Below are 19591 nucleotides of genomic sequence, written 5' to 3' on the forward strand. Positions count from 1 at the left end.
GACTGCTCGCGGCGCCGTTCTGCCAAATGGGTTTGGTCATGTTGAACGCCATGCGTCTGCGCATCATCGGTCGCCGCCTGTTGCACGCGGTGCCGGTGGTGGTGCTGTCCACCTTCATCGTGTTCGGGCTGCTCAAGCTGGTGCCCGGCGACGTCGCGGTGACGCTGGCGGGCGACAACGCGTCCGAGCAGCGCATCGCCGAAATCCGCGAGCTGTATGGCCTGAACCAGCCGTTCCTCGTGCAATACGGCGCCTGGTTGTGGAAGGCCGTGCAGGGCGATCTGTCGACCTCGCTGGTGTCGAGCGAGGCGGTGCTGACTTCGATCGAGCGCTGCCTGCCGCACACGCTGCTGATCGTGGCGCTTGCACTGCTGACCGCGCTGGTGATCGGCGTGCCGCTCGGCATCGCGGCAGCGGCAAAGCCGGGCTCGTGGATCGACGGCATCGTGATGGCGATCGCCTCGCTCGGCGTCGCCGTACCTAACTTCTGGCTCGGCATGTTGCTGGTGGCGTTCTTCTCGCTGCAGCTCAATTGGTTGCCGGCGACCGGCGCCGCGTCGCTGATGAAGGACCCGGCGGCCGCGCTTAGCCATGCGATTTTGCCGGCGCTCGCACTCGCCTCCGGTGGCATCGCCGAGGTGGCGCGGCAACTGCGCTCCTCGCTGGTGGAAATCCTGTCGTCGCAGCAGGTTCGTACGCTGCACGCCAAGGGGCTGCCGCCGTCGTCGATTTTGTGGCGGCACGGCTTGAAGAACGTCAGCGTCAATCTGCTCACCGTCATCAGCCTGCTGGCGAACCGAATGCTCGCGGCGACGGTGGTGGTGGAAGCGGTGTTCGCGATCCCCGGCATGGGTGGGCTGATCGTCAACGCCGCGATGCATCGCGACTTCCCGGTGGTGCAGGGGGTGGTGTTCACCATGGTGCTGATCGTGGTGACGCTGAACCTGCTCACCGACATTCTCTACAGCGTGCTCGACCCGAGGATCGCGTCATGACGTCGGTGTCGCTCACCGCCCCTCCGCATCAGCATCGCCGCCGCCGGATGCTCCGCTTCCTGCGCTGGTTCGTGTCCGATCTGCGCGGCGCCATCAGCCTGACGTTTCTGCTGGTGCTGCTGGTGATCTCGCTGCTGGCGCCGTGGATCGCGCCGTATAATCCGGTCGCCCAGGACATCGATGCGGCGCTGGCGCCGATGTCGGCGCAGCATTGGCTCGGTGCCGACGACCTCGGCCGCGACACGCTGAGCCGGCTGATCTACGGCGGCATGGCGTCGCTGTATGCGAGCTTCCTGGCCGTGGCGATCGCGGTGCTGATCGGGGTGCCGGTCGGCATCCTAGCCGGCTATCTCGGCGGCTGGGTCGACACCATGATCAGCCGCGTCATCGACAGCTTTCTGTCGTTCCCCGCGATTGTCCTCGCGATCGCCGTCACCGGCGCGCTCGGCATCGGTCTCACCAACGGCATGATCTCGGTCGGCATCGTGTTCGCGCCGCAGCTTGCGCGGCTGGTGCGGGCTCGCACGCTGGTGGTGCGGCAGGAGCTGTATGTCGACGCCGCGCGCTGCTTCGGCGGTTCGACCACGCGCATCTTGTGGCGCCACGTGCTGCCGAACGCGATCCAGCCGGTGATCGTGCAGGTGACGCTGCTGCTCGCTGCCGCGCTGCTCGCCGAGGCCAGCCTCAGCTTCCTCGGTCTCGGCATTCAGCCGCCCGATCCGAGCTGGGGCGCGATGCTGGCACGCGCTTATCAGAACATGGAGATCGCGCCGGAGCAGATGTATCCGCCGGGGCTCGCCATCCTGTTCACCGCGCTCGCCTACAACACGCTCGGCGAGTCCTTGCGGGCGGCACTCGATCCGACGATGAAGCGCAACTGATCAAACAAGAACAACAAGGACGAGACATGACCGTGGACGCCAAGGAAGCCGATTATCTTGCAAAGCTGCATGAGCTGTGGGCGAAGGCATGGCCGAAGGGTACGCCGCGCGAGCCCCAATATCTGCACGGCGAGGTCGCCCTCAGCGAATATCTGCGCGCCTGGGCGAAATCGGCGCCGCTGCGGCCGGCGGTGATCTTCTACGGTCACGTCACCACTTATGCGGATCTCGACGAGCAGAGCGATCGGTTCGCGGCGCTGTTGATGCAGAAGGGCGTGAAGAAGGGCGACCGCGTCGCGGTGTTCCTGCCGAACTGCCCGCAGTTCCACATCGTGTTCTTCGGCATCTTGAAACTCGGTGCCATCCATGTGCCGGTCAGTCCGTTGTCGCGCGCGTTCGAGCTGTCCTACGAGCTCAACGACACCGACGCCGAAGTCATCGTCGCGCTCGACCAGCTCGCTGGCGTGGTCGAGCAGGTCCGTCCCGAGACCTCACTGCGCGAGGTGATCGTCACCAGCTTTGCCGATGTGATTCCGGCCAATCCGACGATCCCGGTTCCAGATTCGGTGAGCGGCCCGCGGATCGCCGTGCCAGGCGCGACCGACCTGCTACCGGCGCTCGCCGCGCTGCCGAAGCCGGAGCCGCTGCCGCCGGCCGCGCTCGACGAGGTCGCAGCGCTCAACTACACCGGCGGCACCACCGGCATGCCGAAGGGCTGCGTTCACACTCAGCGCGACATGGTCTACACGGCGGCCGCCAATCACGGCATCTCGGTGGTGGCCGATCAGAACAGCGTGTTCCTGTCGTTCTTCCCCGAGTTCTGGATCGCGGGCGAGAACTTCGGCCTGATCTTCCCGATGTTTACCGGCGCAACGCTGGTGCTGCTGGCGCGGTGGGATGCGCTCGGCGTGCTCACCGCGATCCAGCGCTATAAGGTCAACGTTACCGCGATGCCGGTCGACGGCGCGGTCGAGCTGATGGATCATCCGCGCTTCAAGGAATTTGATCTGTCTTCGCTCAGCCAAGTGCGGGTGGTGTCGTTCGTCAAGAAGCTCAACCCGACCTACCGCAAGCGCTGGAAGGATCTCACCGGCACGATCCTCACCGAAGCCGCGTGGGGAATGACCGAGACCCACACCTCGAACACCTTCACGGCAGGCTTTCAGGGCGACGATTTCGATCTGGTGTCGCAGCCGATCTTCGTCGGCCTGCCGGTGCCGGGCGCTGAATTCAAGATCACCGACTTCGAGACCGGCGAGCTGGTGCCGCTCGGCGGCGAAGGCGAAATTCGCGTTCGGACGCCGTCGCTGCTCAAGAGCTACTGGAATAAGCCGGAGGCGACCGCGCAATCGCTGGTCGACGGCTGGCTGCGCACCGGCGACATCGGCACCATCGATTCCGATGGCTTCCTACACTTCCTCGGCCGCCGCAAGGAGATGCTCAAGGTCAAGGGCATGAGCGTGTTTCCGCCGGAGATCGAAGCGCTGCTCGGTCAGCATCCGAAGGTGCTCGGTTCGGGCGTGGTCGGACGCGACGATCCCGGCAAGGGCCAGGTGCCGGTCGCTTTCATCCAGCTCAAGCCGGAGGCCGAAGGCACCGTCACGCCGGCTGAGTTGCAGGCCTGGTGCGCAGAGCGGATGGCGGTCTACAAGGTTCCAGAGATCCGTATTATCGACGCGCTGCCGATGACCGCGACCGGCAAGGTGAAGAAGCAAGAGCTCAACGCCAACGCGCCGCTGTGAAACGAGACGGCCGGCGACGCACAGGCGTTGCCGGCCCAAAGCTACCTGCCGAGGAAATCCCCAATGCCGTTCCGAAAACTGCTGATCGCCAACCGCGGCGAGATCGCGATCCGTATCGCGCGCGCCGCTGCCGAGTCCGGCCTGACCACGGTGGCGATCCATCCCGCCGACGATGCGGCGTCGCTGCACGTCCGCATCGCCGACCACGCCGAACAGATCCCCGGCCGCGGTGCACGGGCTTATCTCGATATCGAAGCGGTGATCGCGGCGGCGAAGGCGGCGGGTTGCGATGCGCTGCATCCCGGCTACGGCTTCCTCAGCGAGAACGCCGATCTGGCGCGGCGCTGCGCCGAGGAGGGCATCACCTTCGTCGGTCCGTCGCCGGAGGCGCTGCGGCTGTTCGGCGACAAGGTCGCCGCCAAAGAGCTGGCGAAACGCTGCGGCGTGCCGATCATCGCCGGCACCATCGGGCCGTCGACACTGGAAGAGGTGCAGGCGTTCTTTGCGTCGCTCGGCGACAAGCCGGCGGTGATGATCAAGGCGATGGCCGGCGGTGGCGGCCGCGGCATGCGCATCGTCGAGCGCGCCGAGGATCTTGCCGACGCCTATGCGCGTTGCCAATCCGAAGCCAAGGCGGCGTTCGGCTATGAGGGCGTCTATGCCGAGCGGCTGATCCGCAATGCCCGGCACATCGAAGTGCAGATCATCGGCGACCGCCATGGCAATGTCAGCCAGCTGTGGGAGCGCGAATGCACGATCCAGCGGCGCAATCAGAAGCTGATCGAAATCGCACCGAGCCCGTCGCTGCCGGAGGGGCTGCGCAGCCGCATCGTCGAGGCGGCCAAGACTCTCGCGGCAGCGGCGAACTACGATAGCCTCGGCACCTTCGAATTCCTGGTCGACGGTGAAGCCGGCGAGGGCGACGGCGCTTTTGCTTTCATCGAAGCCAATCCGCGGCTGCAGGTCGAACACACCGTCACCGAAGAGGTGCTGTCGGTCGATCTGGTGCGCTCGCAGCTCGCCGTCGCCGGCGGCGCGATGCTGGTGGCGCTCGGGCTCGATCAGGCCTCGGTGCCGCGGCCGCGCGGGTTCGCCATCCAGCTCCGCGTCAACATGGAAACCATGGACGCCAAAGGCGCGACCAAGCCGACCGGCGGCACGCTGGCGGTCTTCGAGCCGCCGTCCGGCCCCGGCGTCCGCGTCGATACGTTCGGCTACGCCGGCTACACCACCAGCGCGGCTTACGACTCGCTGCTCGCCAAGGTGATCGTGCATGGCCGCGGCGATTGGGCCGAGGCGGTCGCCAAGGCGTCCCGTGCGCTGCGCGAGTTCAGAGTTGGGGGCGTTGCCACTAACATTCCGCTGCTGCAGGCGATCCTCGCGCACGCCGACTTCAAGGCTAATCGCGTCAGCACCAGCTTCATCGATCGGCACGTCGCCGATCTGGTCGAAGCCGCGCAGCAGTTTGGTCAGCCGCTGATCGCGACGGAGAGCCTGGAAAAGCAGAGCAGCGGCGCCGTGGCCAACGCCGAGCCGGTGCCGGAGGGCGCGGTCGCGATCGCCGCGCCGCTGCAGGGCACCGTCGTGGCGATCACCGTTGCCGAGGGCGACGTGGTACGGCCGGGGCAGCAGCTCGCGGTGATCGAGTCGATGAAGATGGAGCATCTGGTCGCGGTCGAGCAGGGCGGCCGCATCCGCCGCATCGTCGCCGCCGACGGCGTGACGCTGATGCAGGGCGAGCCGATCTTGTATTTCGAGCCGCAGGACGTCGAAGGCGACCACGTCGTCGCCGAAGAGGATATCGATCTCGACGCGATCCGGCCGGACCTCGCCGAGATGCTGGCGCGGCAGGCCAACACGCTCGACGAGAACCGCCCCGACTCGGTCGGGCGGCGGCGCAAGACCAATCAGCGCACCGCGCGCGAGAATGTCGCGCAGCTCGTCGACGAAGGCTCGTTCATGGAATACGGCAGCCTCGCGATTGCCGCGCAGCGCCGCCGCCGTCCGCTCGACGACCTGATCAAGAACACGCCGGCCGACGGCCTGATCACCGGCGTCGCCACCGTCAACGCCAAGCAGTTCGGCGAGCACGCCGCGCGCTGCATGGTGATCGCCTACGATTACACTGTGCTGGCCGGCACCCAAGGCCACATGAACCACAAGAAGATCGACCGGATGCTGACGCTGGTCGAGCAGTGGCGGATGCCGCTGGTGTTCTACGCCGAAGGCGGCGGCGGCCGGCCAGGCGACACCGATCGGCTCGGCATGACCGGACTCGACGGTCCGTCGTTCGTGCAGTTCGCCAAGCTGTCCGGCCTGGTGCCGGTGGTCGGCATCGTCTCCGGCTATTGCTTTGCCGGCAACGCCGCGATGCTGGGCTGCTGCGACGTCATCATCGCCACCCAGAACGCCTCGATCGGCATGGGCGGTCCGGCGATGATCGAAGGCGGCGGCCTCGGCGTGTATCACCCGGCGGAAGTCGGACCGGTGTCGTTCCAGTCGCCGAACGGCGTGGTCGACATTCTGGTGCAGGACGAAGAGGAGGCGACCCGGGTCGCGCAGAAATATCTGTCCTACTTCCAGGGCGCGGTGCGCGAGTGGAAGGCTCCGGACCAGCGGCTGCTGCGCCGGGCAATCCCTGAGAACCGGCTACGGGTGTATGATATCCGCACCGTCATCGACCTGATCGCCGACGAGGACTCGGTGCTCGAACTGCGCCGCGATTTCGGCGTCGGCATGATCACCGCCTTCATTCGGATCGAGGGCAAACCGTTCGGCCTGATCGCCAACAATCCGAAGCATCTCGGCGGCGCGATCGACGCCGATGCCGGCGACAAGGCGGCGCGCTTCCTGCAGCTCTGTGATGCGTTCGACATTCCGATCGTGTCGCTGTGCGACACGCCCGGCTTCATGGTCGGCCCGGAAGCTGAGAAGACTGCGATCGTCCGCCACGTCGCGCGGATGTTCGTCACCGGCGCCAGCCTCACCGTGCCGCTGTTCGGCATCGTGCTCCGCAAGGGCTACGGCCTCGGCGCGCAGTCGATGATCGGCGGCGGCTTCCACGCCTCGTTCTTCACCGCCGCCTGGCCGACCGGTGAATTCGGCGGCATGGGGCTTGAGGGCTACGTGCGCCTCGGCTTCCGCAAGGAGATGGAGGCGATTGCCGATCCGGCCGAGCGCGAGGCTTACTACAAGAATAAGGTCGCGGAGCTGTATGCCAACGGCAAGGCGGTCTCGATCGCCTCGGTGTTCGAGATCGACAATGTGATCGATCCTGCTGAGACGCGGCGCTGGATCATGGCCGGGCTGCGCTCGGTGCCGACGCCGCCGGAGCGCAGCGAGCGCAAGCGGCCCTGCATCGACACCTGGTAACAGCCGGCGCAGAAACGATTGGGAGCGAAACGATGACGCAAGCTGCATTCGAGACGCCGATCGACGACACCGGCGAGGCGCTGGTCGGGCCGTGGCGCCAGCCGCGGCAGATGCTGCACGCCCAGGTGTACGACTCGCACGCCTCGATCCACGACGACGCCACCGCTCAGAAGCTCGGCTTCAAGGGCGGTACCATCGAAGGCCCGACGCATTTCAGCCAGTTCGCGCCGCTGTGCGAACGGCTGTGGGGCAAAGAATGGTTCGAGACCGGCTGCATCTCGGCTCATTACCGTAACGCCGCGTTCGAGGGCGAGGACGTTCAGGCGATCGTCGACAAGCCCGCGGCCGGTGGCCGTCACACCACCATCCGCATGGTGAAGCGCGACGGCACCGAAGTGCTGCGCGGCACGGTCTCGGTCGGCCGCGACGCGCCGCCGTCCGCGCTCGACGTCCGCCTTACCGAACTGAAGCCGCTGGCCGATCCGGTGATCCTGCGGGACGTCTCGGTCGGGATGATGACCAAGACCCAGGCGGCGCGCATGGATCACGATCAGGTCATGGGCGAGCTGTATCCGTTCTCGCTCGCCCAGAAGCTGGAAGTGATCACCGAGCCGTCGCCGTACTATCGGCCGGGCGGAGCTTCGCCGTGGGGCAAGGCGATCATCCCGCTGGAGATGCTGAGCGTGTTGTTCCAGTATCTCAGCAAGCAGGACGGCTTGCAGGTGCGCGGACCGGTGGTCGGCCTGTTCGCCGATCAGGAAATCCGGCTGATCGACGGGCCGCTCTATGTCGGCGAGCCGTATCGGATCGAGCGCAAGGTGGTGGCGCTGTCCGGCAGCAAGCGAACCGAGAGCATGTGGGTGCGCAGCGAAGCCTATGACGCCACTGGCCGTCTGGTCGCGACCATGCTGCTGAATTCGGCGACGTTGAAGGACTCCTACGCCCCGTATGCGCAGGAATATGCTGCGCTGTATCCGACGGGATAGTCCTGCCTATTGGGTCAGGAACAGACTGGCCGCAATCGCCACCGTGATGATCGCGGTGGCGACCACGCCCGTGGTTTGCAGCGCGCCGAACCGCCGCATCGCGAACGCGAAGGTGATGATGATCACCGAGACGACGATCAGCCCCAGCTTGGCTTCGGTCATGGGCCCCTCATGGTTTGACGGAGCCATCCTAGCGGCCGCCGGGAAGCGCTGTTTGTCGGGGCGCAAGCTCTGGTGAAATGTCTGCGAGTTTGTCGCGGCACAACGTTCCGGCGGGACCCGCCTCTATCGTCGCGCCATGACCGACGCGATCGCAGCGGGCGTGCCCGCGCTCTCCGACAGCACCGATAGCCGCACCGCGTCCGGTGTCAGCACGCTGGATTCGCTGCCTGGTCACCTGATGATGTGGGTGTTGATCTTCAGCGAACTCGCCGCGTTCGGCGCGCTGCTGATCGGGTTCCAGATCGCGCGGGCGCTGCAGCCTGAAGCATTCGCGGCCGGGCAGGGCCAGCTCGATCCGGCGCTCGCCGCCGCCAATACGCTCTGCCTGGTGTCGAGCGGCTGGTTCGCCGCCAAGGCCAGCGCCGCTGCTCATGCTGGCTCACGCCAGGCGACGTGGCGCTGGACGCTGGGCGCCTGTCTGCTCGGCGCCGCGTTCATCGCCATCAAGCTGTTCGAATATGCCGGCGAGATCGGCCGCGGTGCCGATATCGATGGCAGCACCTTCTTCACGCTGTATTTCCTGCTCACCGGATTCCATCTGCTGCATGTCGCACTCGGGATCGCGATCCTGCTCGGCGTCGCGTGGCGCACCAATGCGGCTGCGGTCGAAAGCGGAACCTGCTTCTGGCATATGGTCGATCTGGTGTGGCTGGTGATGTTCCCGATCGTCTATCTGATGCGGTGACGCGATGATCCGGTTCGCTCAGCGCCGAGATCGCAGCGCGATCGCTCTCCTGCTGCTGACCATCCTCGGTGTTTTACTCAGTCGTGGTGCCGCTGCTGCGTTTGCCGGCGGCGCTGTGCTGATGGTGATCGCAGTGCTGAAAGCCCGACTGGTTGTGCTCGATTACTTCGGGTTCCGCGGCGCGCCGGGGCCGTGGCGGGCGCTGCTGTTCGGCTGGATTGCGCTGGTGGCGTGCGGTGCACTCGCCTCGCCATTGGTACAAGCTCTGCGCTAATCGTTCCGAACCTTGAGCCAGCACAAAGTTGCGGCGGCCCGGTCGATTAGTGTCGCGGACGAAGCTGCAGCGCCGCACCTTCGCCTCCCCCACATCGAAAAGGAATCACGTGATGGCTGAACGCCTCACCAAGTCTGCCGCGCGCAATGTGTTCTTCGGCGGCTCGGCCTTCTTCTTCGCGATCTTCATCGGGCTCACCGCCCACAGCCATTATTACATCGCGACCAAGTCGACCGACACCGGGACGCTGACCCCCTCGGTGGCCCGCGGCAAGCATGTTTGGGAAAAGAACTCCTGCATCAACTGTCACACCCTGCTCGGCGAGGGTGCGTATTTCGCTCCTGAACTCAGCAACGTCTGGGTGCGCTGGGGCGGCGACAAGGATCCGGCTCAGGCCCGCGAGATGCTGAAATCCTGGATGGCGTCGCAGCCGTCCGGCGTCCAGGGACGGCGGCAGATGCCGCAGTTCCATTTGACCGATCAGGAGGTGGGTGACCTCGCCGATTTCCTGGAATGGACCAGCAAGATCAAGACCCAGCACTGGCCGCCGAACGACGCCGGTTGATCCGACCTTCACGCATCCGCATCAGAAAGACCTCGTGATGAAATATCAAACCCAAAAGGTCGCGTTGCTGTATTTCTACGGCGCGTTGACGTTGTTCCTCGCCCAGGTGTCGTTCGGCGTGCTCGCCGGCACCATCTATGTGCTGCCGAACACGCTGTCGGAGCTGCTGCCCTTCAACATCGTCCGGATGATCCACACCAACGCGCTGATCGTCTGGCTGCTGATGGGCTTCATGGGCTGTGCCTATTATCTGGTGCCCGAAGAGGCCGAGAACGAGCTGTTCAGCCCGCTGCTGGCGAAAGTGCAATTCTGGCTGTTCTTCGGCGCCGCCGGCGCCGCGGTGGTTGGCTATCTGTTCCACTATCATGAAGGGCGGGAATTCCTCGAGCAGCCATTCGTGATCAAGGTCGGCATCGTCGTGGTCTGCCTTATCTTCCTGTTCAACATCACCATGACGGTGCTGAAAGGGCGCAAGACCACCATCACCAACATCCTGCTGTTCGGGCTGTGGGGCGTGGCGATCTTCTTCCTGTTCGCGTTCTACAACCCAGCCAACCTCGCGCTCGACAAGATGTACTGGTGGTACGTCGTGCACCTCTGGGTCGAGGGCGTGTGGGAATTGATCATGGCGTCGGTGCTGGCGTTTCTGATGATCAAGCTCAACGGCATCGATCGCGAAGTGGTGGAGAAGTGGCTCTACGTCATCATCGGCCTCGCGCTGTTCTCCGGCATCCTCGGCACCGGCCACCACTATTACTGGATCGGTGCGCCGGGCTACTGGCAGTGGATCGGCTCGCTGTTTTCGACCCTGGAGGTCGCGCCGTTCTTCACCATGGTGGTGTTCACCGTGCAGATGACCTGGAAGGCCGGCCGCAAGCATGAGAACCGCGCCGCGCTGCTGTGGTCGGTGGGCTGTTCGGTGATGGCGTTCTTCGGCGCCGGCGTCTGGGGCTTCCTGCACACGCTGTCCAGCGTGAACTACTACACCCACGGCACCCAGGTCACCGCGGCGCACGGCCATCTCGCCTTTTTCGGCGCCTATGTGATGCTGAACCTGGCGATGATGACCTACGCGATCCCGCAGCTCCGCGGCCGTGCGCCGTACAACCAGGCGCTGTCGATCGCCAGCTTCTGGCTGATGTGCACGGCGATGAGCGTGATGACCTTCGCGCTCACTTTCGCCGGCATCATCCAGGTGCATCTGCAGCGCGTGCTCGGCCAGGGCTACATGGAGGTGCAGGACCAGATCGCACTGTTCTACTGGGTGCGGCTCGGCTCCGGCGTCGCCGTGCTGATCTCCGCGCTGATGTTCGTCTGGGCGATCCTCGTCGCCGGACGCACCAAGCAGGCCACGCTGACAGGCGCCCTGCAACCGGCCGAATAGGCCCCCTGGCGGCCATGGGAATCCGTGGCCGCCTCTTTCCATTCACGGAGATCGCCATGAAGCCCGCTCTGCACGCCATTGATGCGACGCTGCCCGCTCCGCCGCCCTATACGCCAGCCGGCAACGAATGCGCGCTGTTCGAACACGCCTGGAAGCGACGGGTGCCGCTGCTGCTGAAGGGGCCGACCGGCTGCGGTAAGACGCGCTTCGTCGCGCATATGGCGGCGCGGCTCGGCCTGCCGCTGTTCACGGTGTCCTGCCACGACGACCTCACCGCGGCGGATCTCACCGGCCGCTACCTGCTGAAGGGCGGCGAGACGGTGTGGGTTGATGGTCCGCTGACCCGCGCGGTGCGGGAAGGCGGCATCTGTTATCTCGACGAAGTGGTCGAGGCCCGCAAGGACGTCGCGGTGGTGCTGCATCCGCTCGCGGATGATCGCCGCGTGCTCCCGCTGGAGCGCACCGGCGAGGAACTGCAGGCGCCGCCGCATTTCATGCTCGTGGTGTCCTACAACCCCGGCTATCAGAGCCTGCTCAAGGCGCTGAAGCCGTCGACCCGGCAGCGTTTCGCCGCCATCGAATTCGGATTCCTCGCGCCCGAACAGGAGGTCGCGGTGGTGGCGGCCGAGAGCGGCCTGCCGAGCGAGCGCGTCGCGCCGCTGGTCGCACTCGCCGGCCGGCTGCGCAAGCTCAAGGGCCACGACCTCGAAGAAGGCGTCTCGACCCGGCTGTTAGTGTATTGCGCCAGCCTGATCAGCGAAGGCCTCTCGGTGCGAGACGCCGTCCTCGCCGGTCTGATCGAGCCGTTGACCGACGATACCGACGTGAAGGCCGCCCTGATCGAAGTCGCCAGCGCGGTGATGGGGTGACGTGATCGCCTCGACACGGTCATTCCGGGGCGCCGCGTAGCGGCGAACCCTGAATCTCTTTCGATAACAACTTCGGGATTCCGAGTTCGCGAGCTGCGCTCGCGCCCCGGAATGACGGACCCGGGACGTTGTGGACCATCACCATGCTCGACTTCCTCGAACTCGAAGAAACCGTCGGTCGCGCCTGGCATCGGCTGGTGGGGCGTGCGGCGAGCTATCCGGAGCATCCAGAGCACGCGGCAACGCTAAGCGACTGCCGCGCCGCGCTCGGCGTGATGTATCGCGGGCTCGGGGGAGAGACCGCGGTGCAGCTTGCCGGTAGCAGCGCCCGCACCTCGGGGCACCGGCTCGGCTGGCGGCAGCGCATCGGGCTCGGCGAGGAGCGGCTGATGCAGCCTGGCCGCGACGACGCCACGCTCTTCTTGCCCGACCGGATTGCGCTGTTCGCCGATGTCGCGCTGAATCGCGCGCTGTATCGCTGGCTGGCGGCCTGGTTCGCAGTGGCGCCGACCGGCAGCGTACACGAAGCCGATCCGCTGCGGCGCGACGTTCTGCTGCTGCGACGGGCATACGCGACGACGCAACGGGTGCTGGCCGCCTATCCCGGTTTCCGCGCCTCCTACCATCAACTTGCGGCAGCAACGGCTGCAGCGCGGCCACGCCGGGCGTTGCCGCGGACGGAGAGCGATCTCGAAACCGCGATCCAGGTGCTGCTCGGTGCGAACATGACGCCGGACCCCGAACTGTGGCGGATGATCGTGACCGACGGCGAGATCTCGGTTGGGTCGCCACCGGGCTATCAGCCGTTCCTGCCGTGCCCGTTGTGGGGTGAAGTCTGGACTCGCGATGTCGAGGCTCCGGTCCGCGATCCCGACGACACCGACGAGGCGGCGTCCAAGCCATGTTCGGAGCCGCGACGCAAGGCGGCAAAGCGCAAGGCGGACGACGGGCCGAAGCGCGATCCGCTGGCGCTCAACCGGTTCGAGAAGATCCTGGCGATGGCCGAGATGGTCAATGTCGATCGCCCGACCGACGAGGACGACGACGACCACGCCGACAAGGCGGCCGACGATCTCGACGAGATCACCATCGGCAAATCGACCAAGAAGCCCGCGAGCAAATTCCGTTTCGATCTCGATCTGCCGCCGCAGGCGATCGAGCACAGCCGGCTCACCGCCGGCAAGCTGTATCCGGAATGGGACTATAAGCGCGGCGCCTATCTTGCGGATCATTGCCGGGTGCTGGCGCAGCAGGCGCCGGAGCAGGGCGAGGCGTGGCAATGCGGTGAGGCGACGCGGGCGCTGGTCAAACGGGTGCGGCGTCAGTTCGAGGCGTTGCGGCCGCGGCACGAGGTGCTGCGGGCGCAAGCCGACGGTCATGATCTCGATCTCGACGCGCTGGTGCGCTCGCGCTGCGAGATTGCCGCAGGCGATAGCGGCTTCGATCGTTTCCATCTCGCAGCCCGGTCGCAGGCGCGCGACCTGGCCGTGACGCTACTGGTGGACGTTTCGCTGTCGACCGATGCCTGGATCGACAATCGCCGCGTGCTCGACGTCGAGAAAGAAGCTTTGACGGTGCTGTCCCACGGCATCGAAGCCTGCGGCGATCAGCACAGCATCCTGACGTTCACGTCGCGGCGCCGGGATTGGGTGCGGGTGGAGACGGTGAAGGCCTTTGCTGAGAGCATGAGCCCGCTGGTCGAGCGGAGGATCGCGGCGCTGAAGCCCGGCTACTACACCCGGATCGGCGCTGCGCTGCGCCATGCCAGCGCGGAGCTGGCCAAACAGCCGCAGCGCAAGAAGCTGCTGCTGGTGCTGACCGACGGCAAGCCCAACGACGTCGACCACTACGAGGGCCGGTTCGCGCTCGAGGACAGCCGCAGGGCGGTGCAGGAAGCGCGCCGCAGCGGCATTGCAGTGTTCGGCGTCACCATCGATGTCGATGCGCAGTCGTACTTCCCGACGCTGTTCGGCCGCGCCGGTTATGCCATCGTCGGACATATCGGTCGGCTGCCCGCAGCGCTCCCGGGCATCTACCGCAACCTGATGGGGTGACCGGCGGCCGCCGCTCACTCCATCTCCTTCATCACCTGCGCATAGGTCAGCAACGCGAACAGCGCGGTGCCGCCGATGACGTTGCCGATCAGCACCGGTACGCCGAATCCGCCGAACACCTGGGCGATGCTGACCGAGCCGTCCAGCATCAGCATGAACGCCTCCATGCTGCCGGCGACGATGTGCATGAAGCCGCCGGCCGAGATCAACCAGGTCATCACCACGATGATCCAGACCTGACTGCCTTCCGCGCTCGGCAGCAGCCACACCATCGCGGCGATCAGGAAGCCGGCGGCGATCGCCTTCATCATCGCGGCGAACCAGCCGTATTCGACGACGTGGCGGCTGATCTCCAGCATCTCGTGCTTCAGCTCCGGCGTAATCGCCGGCGTGAAGCTGCAGAATGCTGCGGCGAATAGCGTGCCGGCGAAATTCGCCAGCAGCACCACGGCCCATAGCCGGGCTGCGCAGCCGAAATTACGCAGCGACCAGTTCGCCATCACCGGCAGCACCACCGTGATGGTGTTCTCGGTGAACAGCTGCTGACGTGCCAGCACCACCATCAGAAAGCCGATCGAATAGCCGAAGCTGGTGACCAGCGGCCGCCAGCCGGTCGGCTCGAGATGCTGTTGCAGCACTGCCTGCGCGAGCAGCGAGAAGCTGATCGACAGGCCGGCGGCGAGCCCCGACCACCACAGCGACACCACCGGCCGCGTCATTTCCTCCTCGCCGAGGCGGCGGACGATCTCGTAGATCACCGGCGTGCGCGGGCTCGATCGCGACTCGACGTCCTCGACCTCGCGCTCGGTGATCGCCGCGTGATTGTCCTGCGGATCGTCGGCCCGGTGCGACGAGGTGGAGGCTGGGTGGTGCTGCGCTGACGCCATCGACGGTCCTTGGCCGCAAAGGCGCAAGCCGGATCGCTCGCCGCCTTTGCGGAAACCGCGGGTCAAGTACGGCGCCGGATGGAAGTTCCAGCCGATCAGCAGTGGGAGGTTCGCGGCCGCTATTGCGGGGCGTCGATGATCAGAATGTCGAGGTCGCGGCTCGGCTTGAAGCTGGTCTTGCGCACTTCAAACCGGGTGGGGCCGGTTTTGACCACGCCGGTCTCGCAGAAGCTGACCAGCGAGTTCGGCTTGCCTTTGTCGATCGTTAGATGGAAATCGCCGATTGGCTTGGCCCAATTGGCGCCGGTGGTCAGGACATAGGAGACGCGCTGCTCCGGCAGCGGCTGGTTGCCGTTCTTGCGCGTCATCGCTGCGACCGCCTGGACGAACGAAGGCTCGGCGCAGAACTTGCGCGTGTAGTTGGCGCGCTCCTCTGCCGTCGCATATGGGCCCGTGATGCCGGTCTGCACGCTGCCGCCTACGCTCGGGGTGTAGCTGTGCTCGACCACCAGCTCGCGGCCGGCCGGGAAGGTCTGATCCCAGCAATAGGTCGCCCGCAGCCGCCAGTTCGGGGCGAGGTGATGTTCCATGCCTTTGCCGGCGTCGAAATCGTCGGGCCGTACGATCTCGTCCTTGAGCAGTTGCTGCTGCGCCTGCGCCGGCAGCGCTTCGAGTGCGGTCTGCGTCGCTTTCGCTCGCGGCTGCAGCGGCACGCCGAGTGCTTGCAGCCGGGCGGTGACGTCGGTCTTGCCGACCAGCGCCTTCTGTTCGAGCTGAGCCGCAACGTCTCGGCCATCGACCTTGGTGTGGAAGTTCAGGAAGTTGTCGGCTTCGTTGTTCGGCACTTCGATGTTGTTGGCGTCCGAATAGTCGATCTCCGGCATCGGAAACGCTACAGTGACGTACTGATCGGTACCGGAACGATTGAGGAAGCGGTAGCGCACGTCGATCCGCTCACGCGAAATCGACAGATCCTCCGACAGCATCTCGATATCGGCATTGGTGCGGAATTCGAGCCCGCCGGTCGTCAGGGCTGCGGTGGTATCATTGGCTCGCACTGGCGGGCAGTACGTCATCAGCGCAGCCACAACGGCTGCTGCGGACGGAGCGATTGTTCGATGCACGGTATCCCCCAACGCCGAGGCTTTGCCGCGAACGCATCGCGGCGCTTGATCCAAATGTGCCAGAGCGCACGACCGGATCAAGCTTGGCGTGACGGGAGGTTCGTCATCAGTTCTGTGCCGGCGCCCAACTCGGAAACGGATCGGGCAACTGCCGCCACGCATCCGGCGTGAACTCCGCATCCTCGCCGACGAGACACAGATCGAGCTGGCGACGCAGCGCTGTCTCGTCCATCTCGGCAGTGCCGATGAACACGATTTCCTGGCGGCGGTCGCCCCACACCGGATCGAAGTACGGCTTCATCGCCTCGTGCCAGTCGTTGCTGTCCGGCCAATGCGTCTTCGGCACCGCCGACCACCACAACCCACGCTTGGAAGTCCGCACCATCGCGCCGGCTTGTGCGATTTCGCCGACATGCTGCGGTCGTGTCGCCAGCCAGAAGAAGCCCTTGGCGCGGATCACGCCAGGCCAGCTCCGGTTGCAGAACGACTGAAACCGCAGCGGATGAAACGGCCGCCGCGCGCGGTAAACGACCGAGCGGATACCGTATTCCTCGGTCTCCGGCACGTGGTCGGCGAAGCCGTTCAGCTCCTTGAACCATAGCGGATGCTGATGCGCGCGCTCGAAATCGAACAGCCCGGTATGCAGCACCGACGACAGCGGCACCTCGCCGAAATCGGCCTCAATGATCTTGGCATCCGAGTTCAGCGCCCGCACAATCGATCGCGCAGTTTCGCGCCGGCTCGGTGAGGTCGCAGAGACCTTGTTGAGCACGATGACGTCGGCGAATTCGATCTGCTCGACCAGCAGGTCGACCAGCGTGCGCTCGTCGTCCGCGCCGGCGACTTCGCCGCGGTCGCGCAGGAATTCCTGGCTGGAGTAGTTCGCCAATAGGCTTGCGGTATCGACCACCGTCACCATCGTGTCCAGCCGCGCGATGTCCGACAGGCTGGCGCCGTTCTCGTCGCGGAATTCGAACGTCGCGGCGATCGGCAGCGGCTCGGCGATCCCTGTTGATTCGATCACCAGACCGTCGAACCGGCCGCTTTCGGCGAGCTTGCGCACTTCCTGCAGAAGGTCCTCGCGCAGTGTGCAGCAGATGCAGCCGTTGGTCATCTCGACCAGCGTTTCCTCCGATCGCGTCAGCCCGCCATCCTGCCGCACCAGCTCGGCGTCGATGTTCACCTCGCTCATGTCGTTGACGATCACCGCCAGCCGTCGCCCCTCGCGATTGGCCAGCATCCGGTTGAGCAGGGTGGTTTTGCCGGCACCGAGAAAGCCGGACAGCACGGTGACCGGGAGCAGGGGGTGATCCATGACGAGGAAAGCCTTCGTTGCAGGTACTGTAGGGTTGTGAATGCAACGTTATAACATTACATATGGGGCGGCAAGCGGCCGCGGTTCGGCTTGGACGGACGCCGTTCAATTGATCGTGCGCAGGCGGTGGCGGCTTGAAGCTAGCCTGCGATCGGCGTCGCTTTCGTGCCGCTCGCATTGGGCTGCGCGCCCCGGCGACCATTGAGAGGCCGTTGGTTCTGCAGTAAGGCTTGTTGATGGTCGCTTTGCTTCGGCGCGCCTCTCACTGAAGCCTGTTTTCGGCCGCCGGCGCGCCTTTCCGGCGACGGACATTTTCACGGAACAGTTCAATGCCTGCTTATCGCTCGAGAACGACGACCCACGGCCGCAATATGGCCGGCGCGCGCGGCCTGTGGCGCGCCACCGGTATGAAGGATTCCGATTTCGGCAAGCCGATCATCGCGGTGGTCAATTCGTTCACCCAGTTCGTGCCCGGCCACGTCCATCTCAAGGACCTCGGCCAGCTCGTCGCGCGTGAGATCGAAGCGGCCGGCGGCGTCGCCAAGGAGTTCAACACCATCGCGGTCGACGACGGCATCGCGATGGGCCACGACGGCATGCTGTATTCGCTGCCGTCGCGGGAATTGATCGCTGACAGCGTCGAGTACATGGTCAATGCGCATTGCGCCGACGCGATGGTGTGCATCTCCAACTGTGACAAGATCACGCCCGGCATGCTGATGGCGGCGATGCGGCTGAACATTCCGGCGGTGTTCGTCTCCGGTGGTCCGATGGAAGCCGGCAAGGTGGTGCTGAAGGGCAAGACCCACGCGGTCGATCTGATCGACGCGATGGTGGCGGCCGCCGACAGCGCGATGAGCGACGAAGACGTGCAGACCATGGAGCGCTCGGCGTGCCCGACCTGCGGCTCGTGCTCGGGCATGTTCACCGCCAACTCGATGAACTGCCTCACCGAAGCGCTCGGCCTGTCGCTGCCCGGCAACGGCTCGGTGCTCGCCACCCACGCCGACCGCAAGCGGCTGTTCGTCGAGGCCGGCCACACCATCGTCGATCTGGCGCGGCGTTACTACGAGCGCGACGACGCTTCGGTGCTGCCGCGCAATATCGCGAACTTCAAGGCGTTCGAGAACGCGATGACGCTCGACATCGCGATGGGCGGCTCGACCAACACCGTGCTGCATCTGCTCGCTGCCGCGCGCGAGGCCGAACTCGATTTCTCGATGAAGGATATCGACCGGCTGTCGCGCCGGGTGCCGTGCCTCAGCAAGATCGCGCCGTCGGTGTCGGACGTGCACATGGAAGACGTGCATCGCGCCGGCGGCATCATGGCGATCCTCGGTGAGCTCGATCGTGCCGGCCTGCTCGATACCTCCTGCGGCACCGTGCATTCCGAAACGCTCGGCGCAGCCCTGGCGCGGTGGGACATCCGCCAGAGCAACAGCGAGAGCGTCCGCACCTTCTTCCGAGCGGCCCCGGGCGGCGTGCCGTCGCAGACCGCGTTCAGCCAGGACCGTCGCTACGACGAGCTCGATCTCGACCGTGAGAAGGGCGTGATCCGCGACGCCGCGCATGCGTTCAGCAAGGACGGCGGTCTCGCCGTGCTGTACGGCAACATCGCGCAGGACGGCTGCATCGTGAAGACCGCCGGCGTCGACGCCTCGATCCTGACCTTCTCCGGCCCGGTGAAGGTGTTCGAGAGCCAGGACGACGCGGTGTCGGCGATCCTGACCAATAAGATCGTCGCCGGCGACGTCGTGGTGATCCGCTACGAAGGTCCGCGCGGTGGTCCGGGCATGCAGGAGATGCTGTATCCGACCAGCTACTTGAAGTCGAAGGGCCTCGGCAAAGCCTGTGCGCTGATCACCGACGGCCGGTTCTCCGGCGGCACCTCGGGCCTTTCGATCGGCCACGTCTCGCCGGAAGCGGCGGAAGGCGGCCTGATCGGTCTGGTGCGCGACGGCGACCGGATCTCGATCGACATCCCGAACCGCACCATCAGCCTCGACGTCTCCGAGGCCGAACTCGCCAAGCGCGGCGAGGAAGAGCGCGCGCGCGGCGAAGCAGCGTGGACGCCGAAGGACCGCAAGCGCAACGTCTCGGCGGCGCTGCAGGCCTACGCGATGCTGACCACCAGCGCCGCCAACGGCGCGGTGCGCGATGTGAAGCGCCGGTTCGGTAAGTCGAACTAAGCGGCTGACTTACGGCTGGGCAGTTCTGTGTTGATGAACGCAGAACT

The 19591-nt window shown here is 65.7% G+C and carries 16 protein-coding genes; 12 read left to right on the forward strand and 4 right to left on the reverse strand.

The genetic code is table 11. The annotated features are described in order from the left end of the window. Window positions 1-38 precede the first annotated feature (38 nt). From VRZ08_RS20345 to VRZ08_RS20365, 5 genes are all read left to right on the forward strand, one after another. Window positions 39-995, forward strand: coding sequence for an ABC transporter permease (locus VRZ08_RS20345; protein ID WP_107346482.1), 957 nt, complete (start codon window positions 39-41; stop codon window positions 993-995). Continuing rightward, window positions 992-1876, forward strand: coding sequence for an ABC transporter permease (locus tag VRZ08_RS20350; RefSeq protein ID WP_414533694.1), 885 nt, complete (start codon window positions 992-994; stop codon window positions 1874-1876). The genes VRZ08_RS20345 and VRZ08_RS20350 overlap by 4 nt, the downstream gene beginning before the upstream one ends. Before the next feature lie 26 nt (window positions 1877-1902). Beyond that, window positions 1903-3618: an AMP-binding protein gene (locus VRZ08_RS20355; protein ID WP_414533695.1), complete on the forward strand. Its 1716-nt coding sequence runs from the start codon at window positions 1903-1905 to the stop codon at window positions 3616-3618. Window positions 3619-3681: 63 nt separating this feature from the next. Next, entirely contained in the window at window positions 3682-6990 is a 3309-nt protein-coding gene (locus VRZ08_RS20360) for a carboxyl transferase domain-containing protein (RefSeq protein WP_414533696.1), read from the forward strand. 32 nt (window positions 6991-7022) lie between these two features. After that, window positions 7023-7976, forward strand: a complete 954-nt coding sequence (locus tag VRZ08_RS20365; protein WP_414533697.1) for a hypothetical protein — start codon at window positions 7023-7025, stop codon at window positions 7974-7976. 6 nt (window positions 7977-7982) lie between these two features. Here VRZ08_RS20365 and VRZ08_RS20370 read toward each other — a convergent pair whose 3' ends face one another. Then, a complete protein-coding gene (locus VRZ08_RS20370; protein WP_230765584.1) occupies window positions 7983-8138 on the reverse strand; it encodes a hypothetical protein in 156 nt (51 codons plus the stop codon). Between the two features lie 136 nt (window positions 8139-8274). Here VRZ08_RS20370 and VRZ08_RS20375 point away from each other — a divergent pair, with 136 nt between their 5' ends. The 6 genes from VRZ08_RS20375 (at window position 8275) to VRZ08_RS20400 (ending at window position 14029) form a co-directional block, all read left to right on the forward strand. After that, window positions 8275-8883 carry a cytochrome c oxidase subunit 3 family protein gene (locus VRZ08_RS20375; RefSeq protein ID WP_414533698.1) on the forward strand — a complete coding sequence of 203 codons (609 nt, stop codon included), beginning with the start codon at window positions 8275-8277 and terminating at the stop codon, window positions 8881-8883. Window positions 8884-8887: 4 nt separating this feature from the next. Continuing rightward, complete coding sequence (locus VRZ08_RS20380; protein ID WP_263991008.1) at window positions 8888-9157, forward strand: cytochrome C oxidase subunit IV family protein; 270 nt, start codon at window positions 8888-8890, stop codon at window positions 9155-9157. A 112-nt stretch (window positions 9158-9269) separates the two neighbouring features. Beyond that, window positions 9270-9722: a c-type cytochrome gene (locus VRZ08_RS20385; RefSeq protein WP_107354698.1), complete on the forward strand. Its 453-nt coding sequence runs from the start codon at window positions 9270-9272 to the stop codon at window positions 9720-9722. 37 nt (window positions 9723-9759) lie between these two features. Further along, the gene (locus VRZ08_RS20390; RefSeq protein WP_107354699.1) at window positions 9760-11106 is read left to right on the forward strand and encodes a cbb3-type cytochrome c oxidase subunit I; all 1347 of its coding nucleotides are present in this window, start codon (window positions 9760-9762) and stop codon (window positions 11104-11106) included. Between the two features lie 56 nt (window positions 11107-11162). Then, window positions 11163-11975 carry a CbbQ/NirQ/NorQ/GpvN family protein gene (locus VRZ08_RS20395; protein ID WP_414533699.1) on the forward strand — a complete coding sequence of 271 codons (813 nt, stop codon included), beginning with the start codon at window positions 11163-11165 and terminating at the stop codon, window positions 11973-11975. Window positions 11976-12118: 143 nt separating this feature from the next. Continuing rightward, on the forward strand, window positions 12119-14029 hold the full coding sequence (locus VRZ08_RS20400) for a nitric oxide reductase activation protein NorD (RefSeq protein WP_414533727.1): 1911 nt from the start codon (window positions 12119-12121) through the stop codon (window positions 14027-14029). Between the two features lie 14 nt (window positions 14030-14043). Here VRZ08_RS20400 and VRZ08_RS20405 read toward each other — a convergent pair whose 3' ends face one another. The 3 genes from VRZ08_RS20405 to VRZ08_RS20415 form a co-directional block, all read right to left on the reverse strand. After that, complete coding sequence (locus VRZ08_RS20405; protein ID WP_414533700.1) at window positions 14044-14916, reverse strand: formate/nitrite transporter family protein; 873 nt, start codon at window positions 14914-14916, stop codon at window positions 14044-14046. Window positions 14917-15035: 119 nt separating this feature from the next. Continuing rightward, the gene (locus VRZ08_RS20410; protein ID WP_414533701.1) at window positions 15036-15992 is read right to left on the reverse strand and encodes a DUF4424 domain-containing protein; all 957 of its coding nucleotides are present in this window, start codon (window positions 15990-15992) and stop codon (window positions 15036-15038) included. Between the two features lie 154 nt (window positions 15993-16146). Beyond that, the gene (locus VRZ08_RS20415; RefSeq protein ID WP_414533702.1) at window positions 16147-17355 is read right to left on the reverse strand and encodes a GTP-binding protein; all 1209 of its coding nucleotides are present in this window, start codon (window positions 17353-17355) and stop codon (window positions 16147-16149) included. A gap of 329 nt (window positions 17356-17684) precedes the next feature. Between VRZ08_RS20415 and ilvD the strand changes: the two genes are divergently transcribed. Then, window positions 17685-19544, forward strand: a complete 1860-nt coding sequence (ilvD, locus tag VRZ08_RS20420) for a dihydroxy-acid dehydratase (protein ID WP_107343493.1) — start codon at window positions 17685-17687, stop codon at window positions 19542-19544. The last annotated feature ends 47 nt before the right edge of the window (window positions 19545-19591 follow it).

It is taken from the genome of Rhodopseudomonas sp. G2_2311 (assembly GCF_047501505.1).
Lineage (GTDB): Bacteria > Pseudomonadota > Alphaproteobacteria > Rhizobiales > Xanthobacteraceae > Rhodopseudomonas > Rhodopseudomonas palustris_H.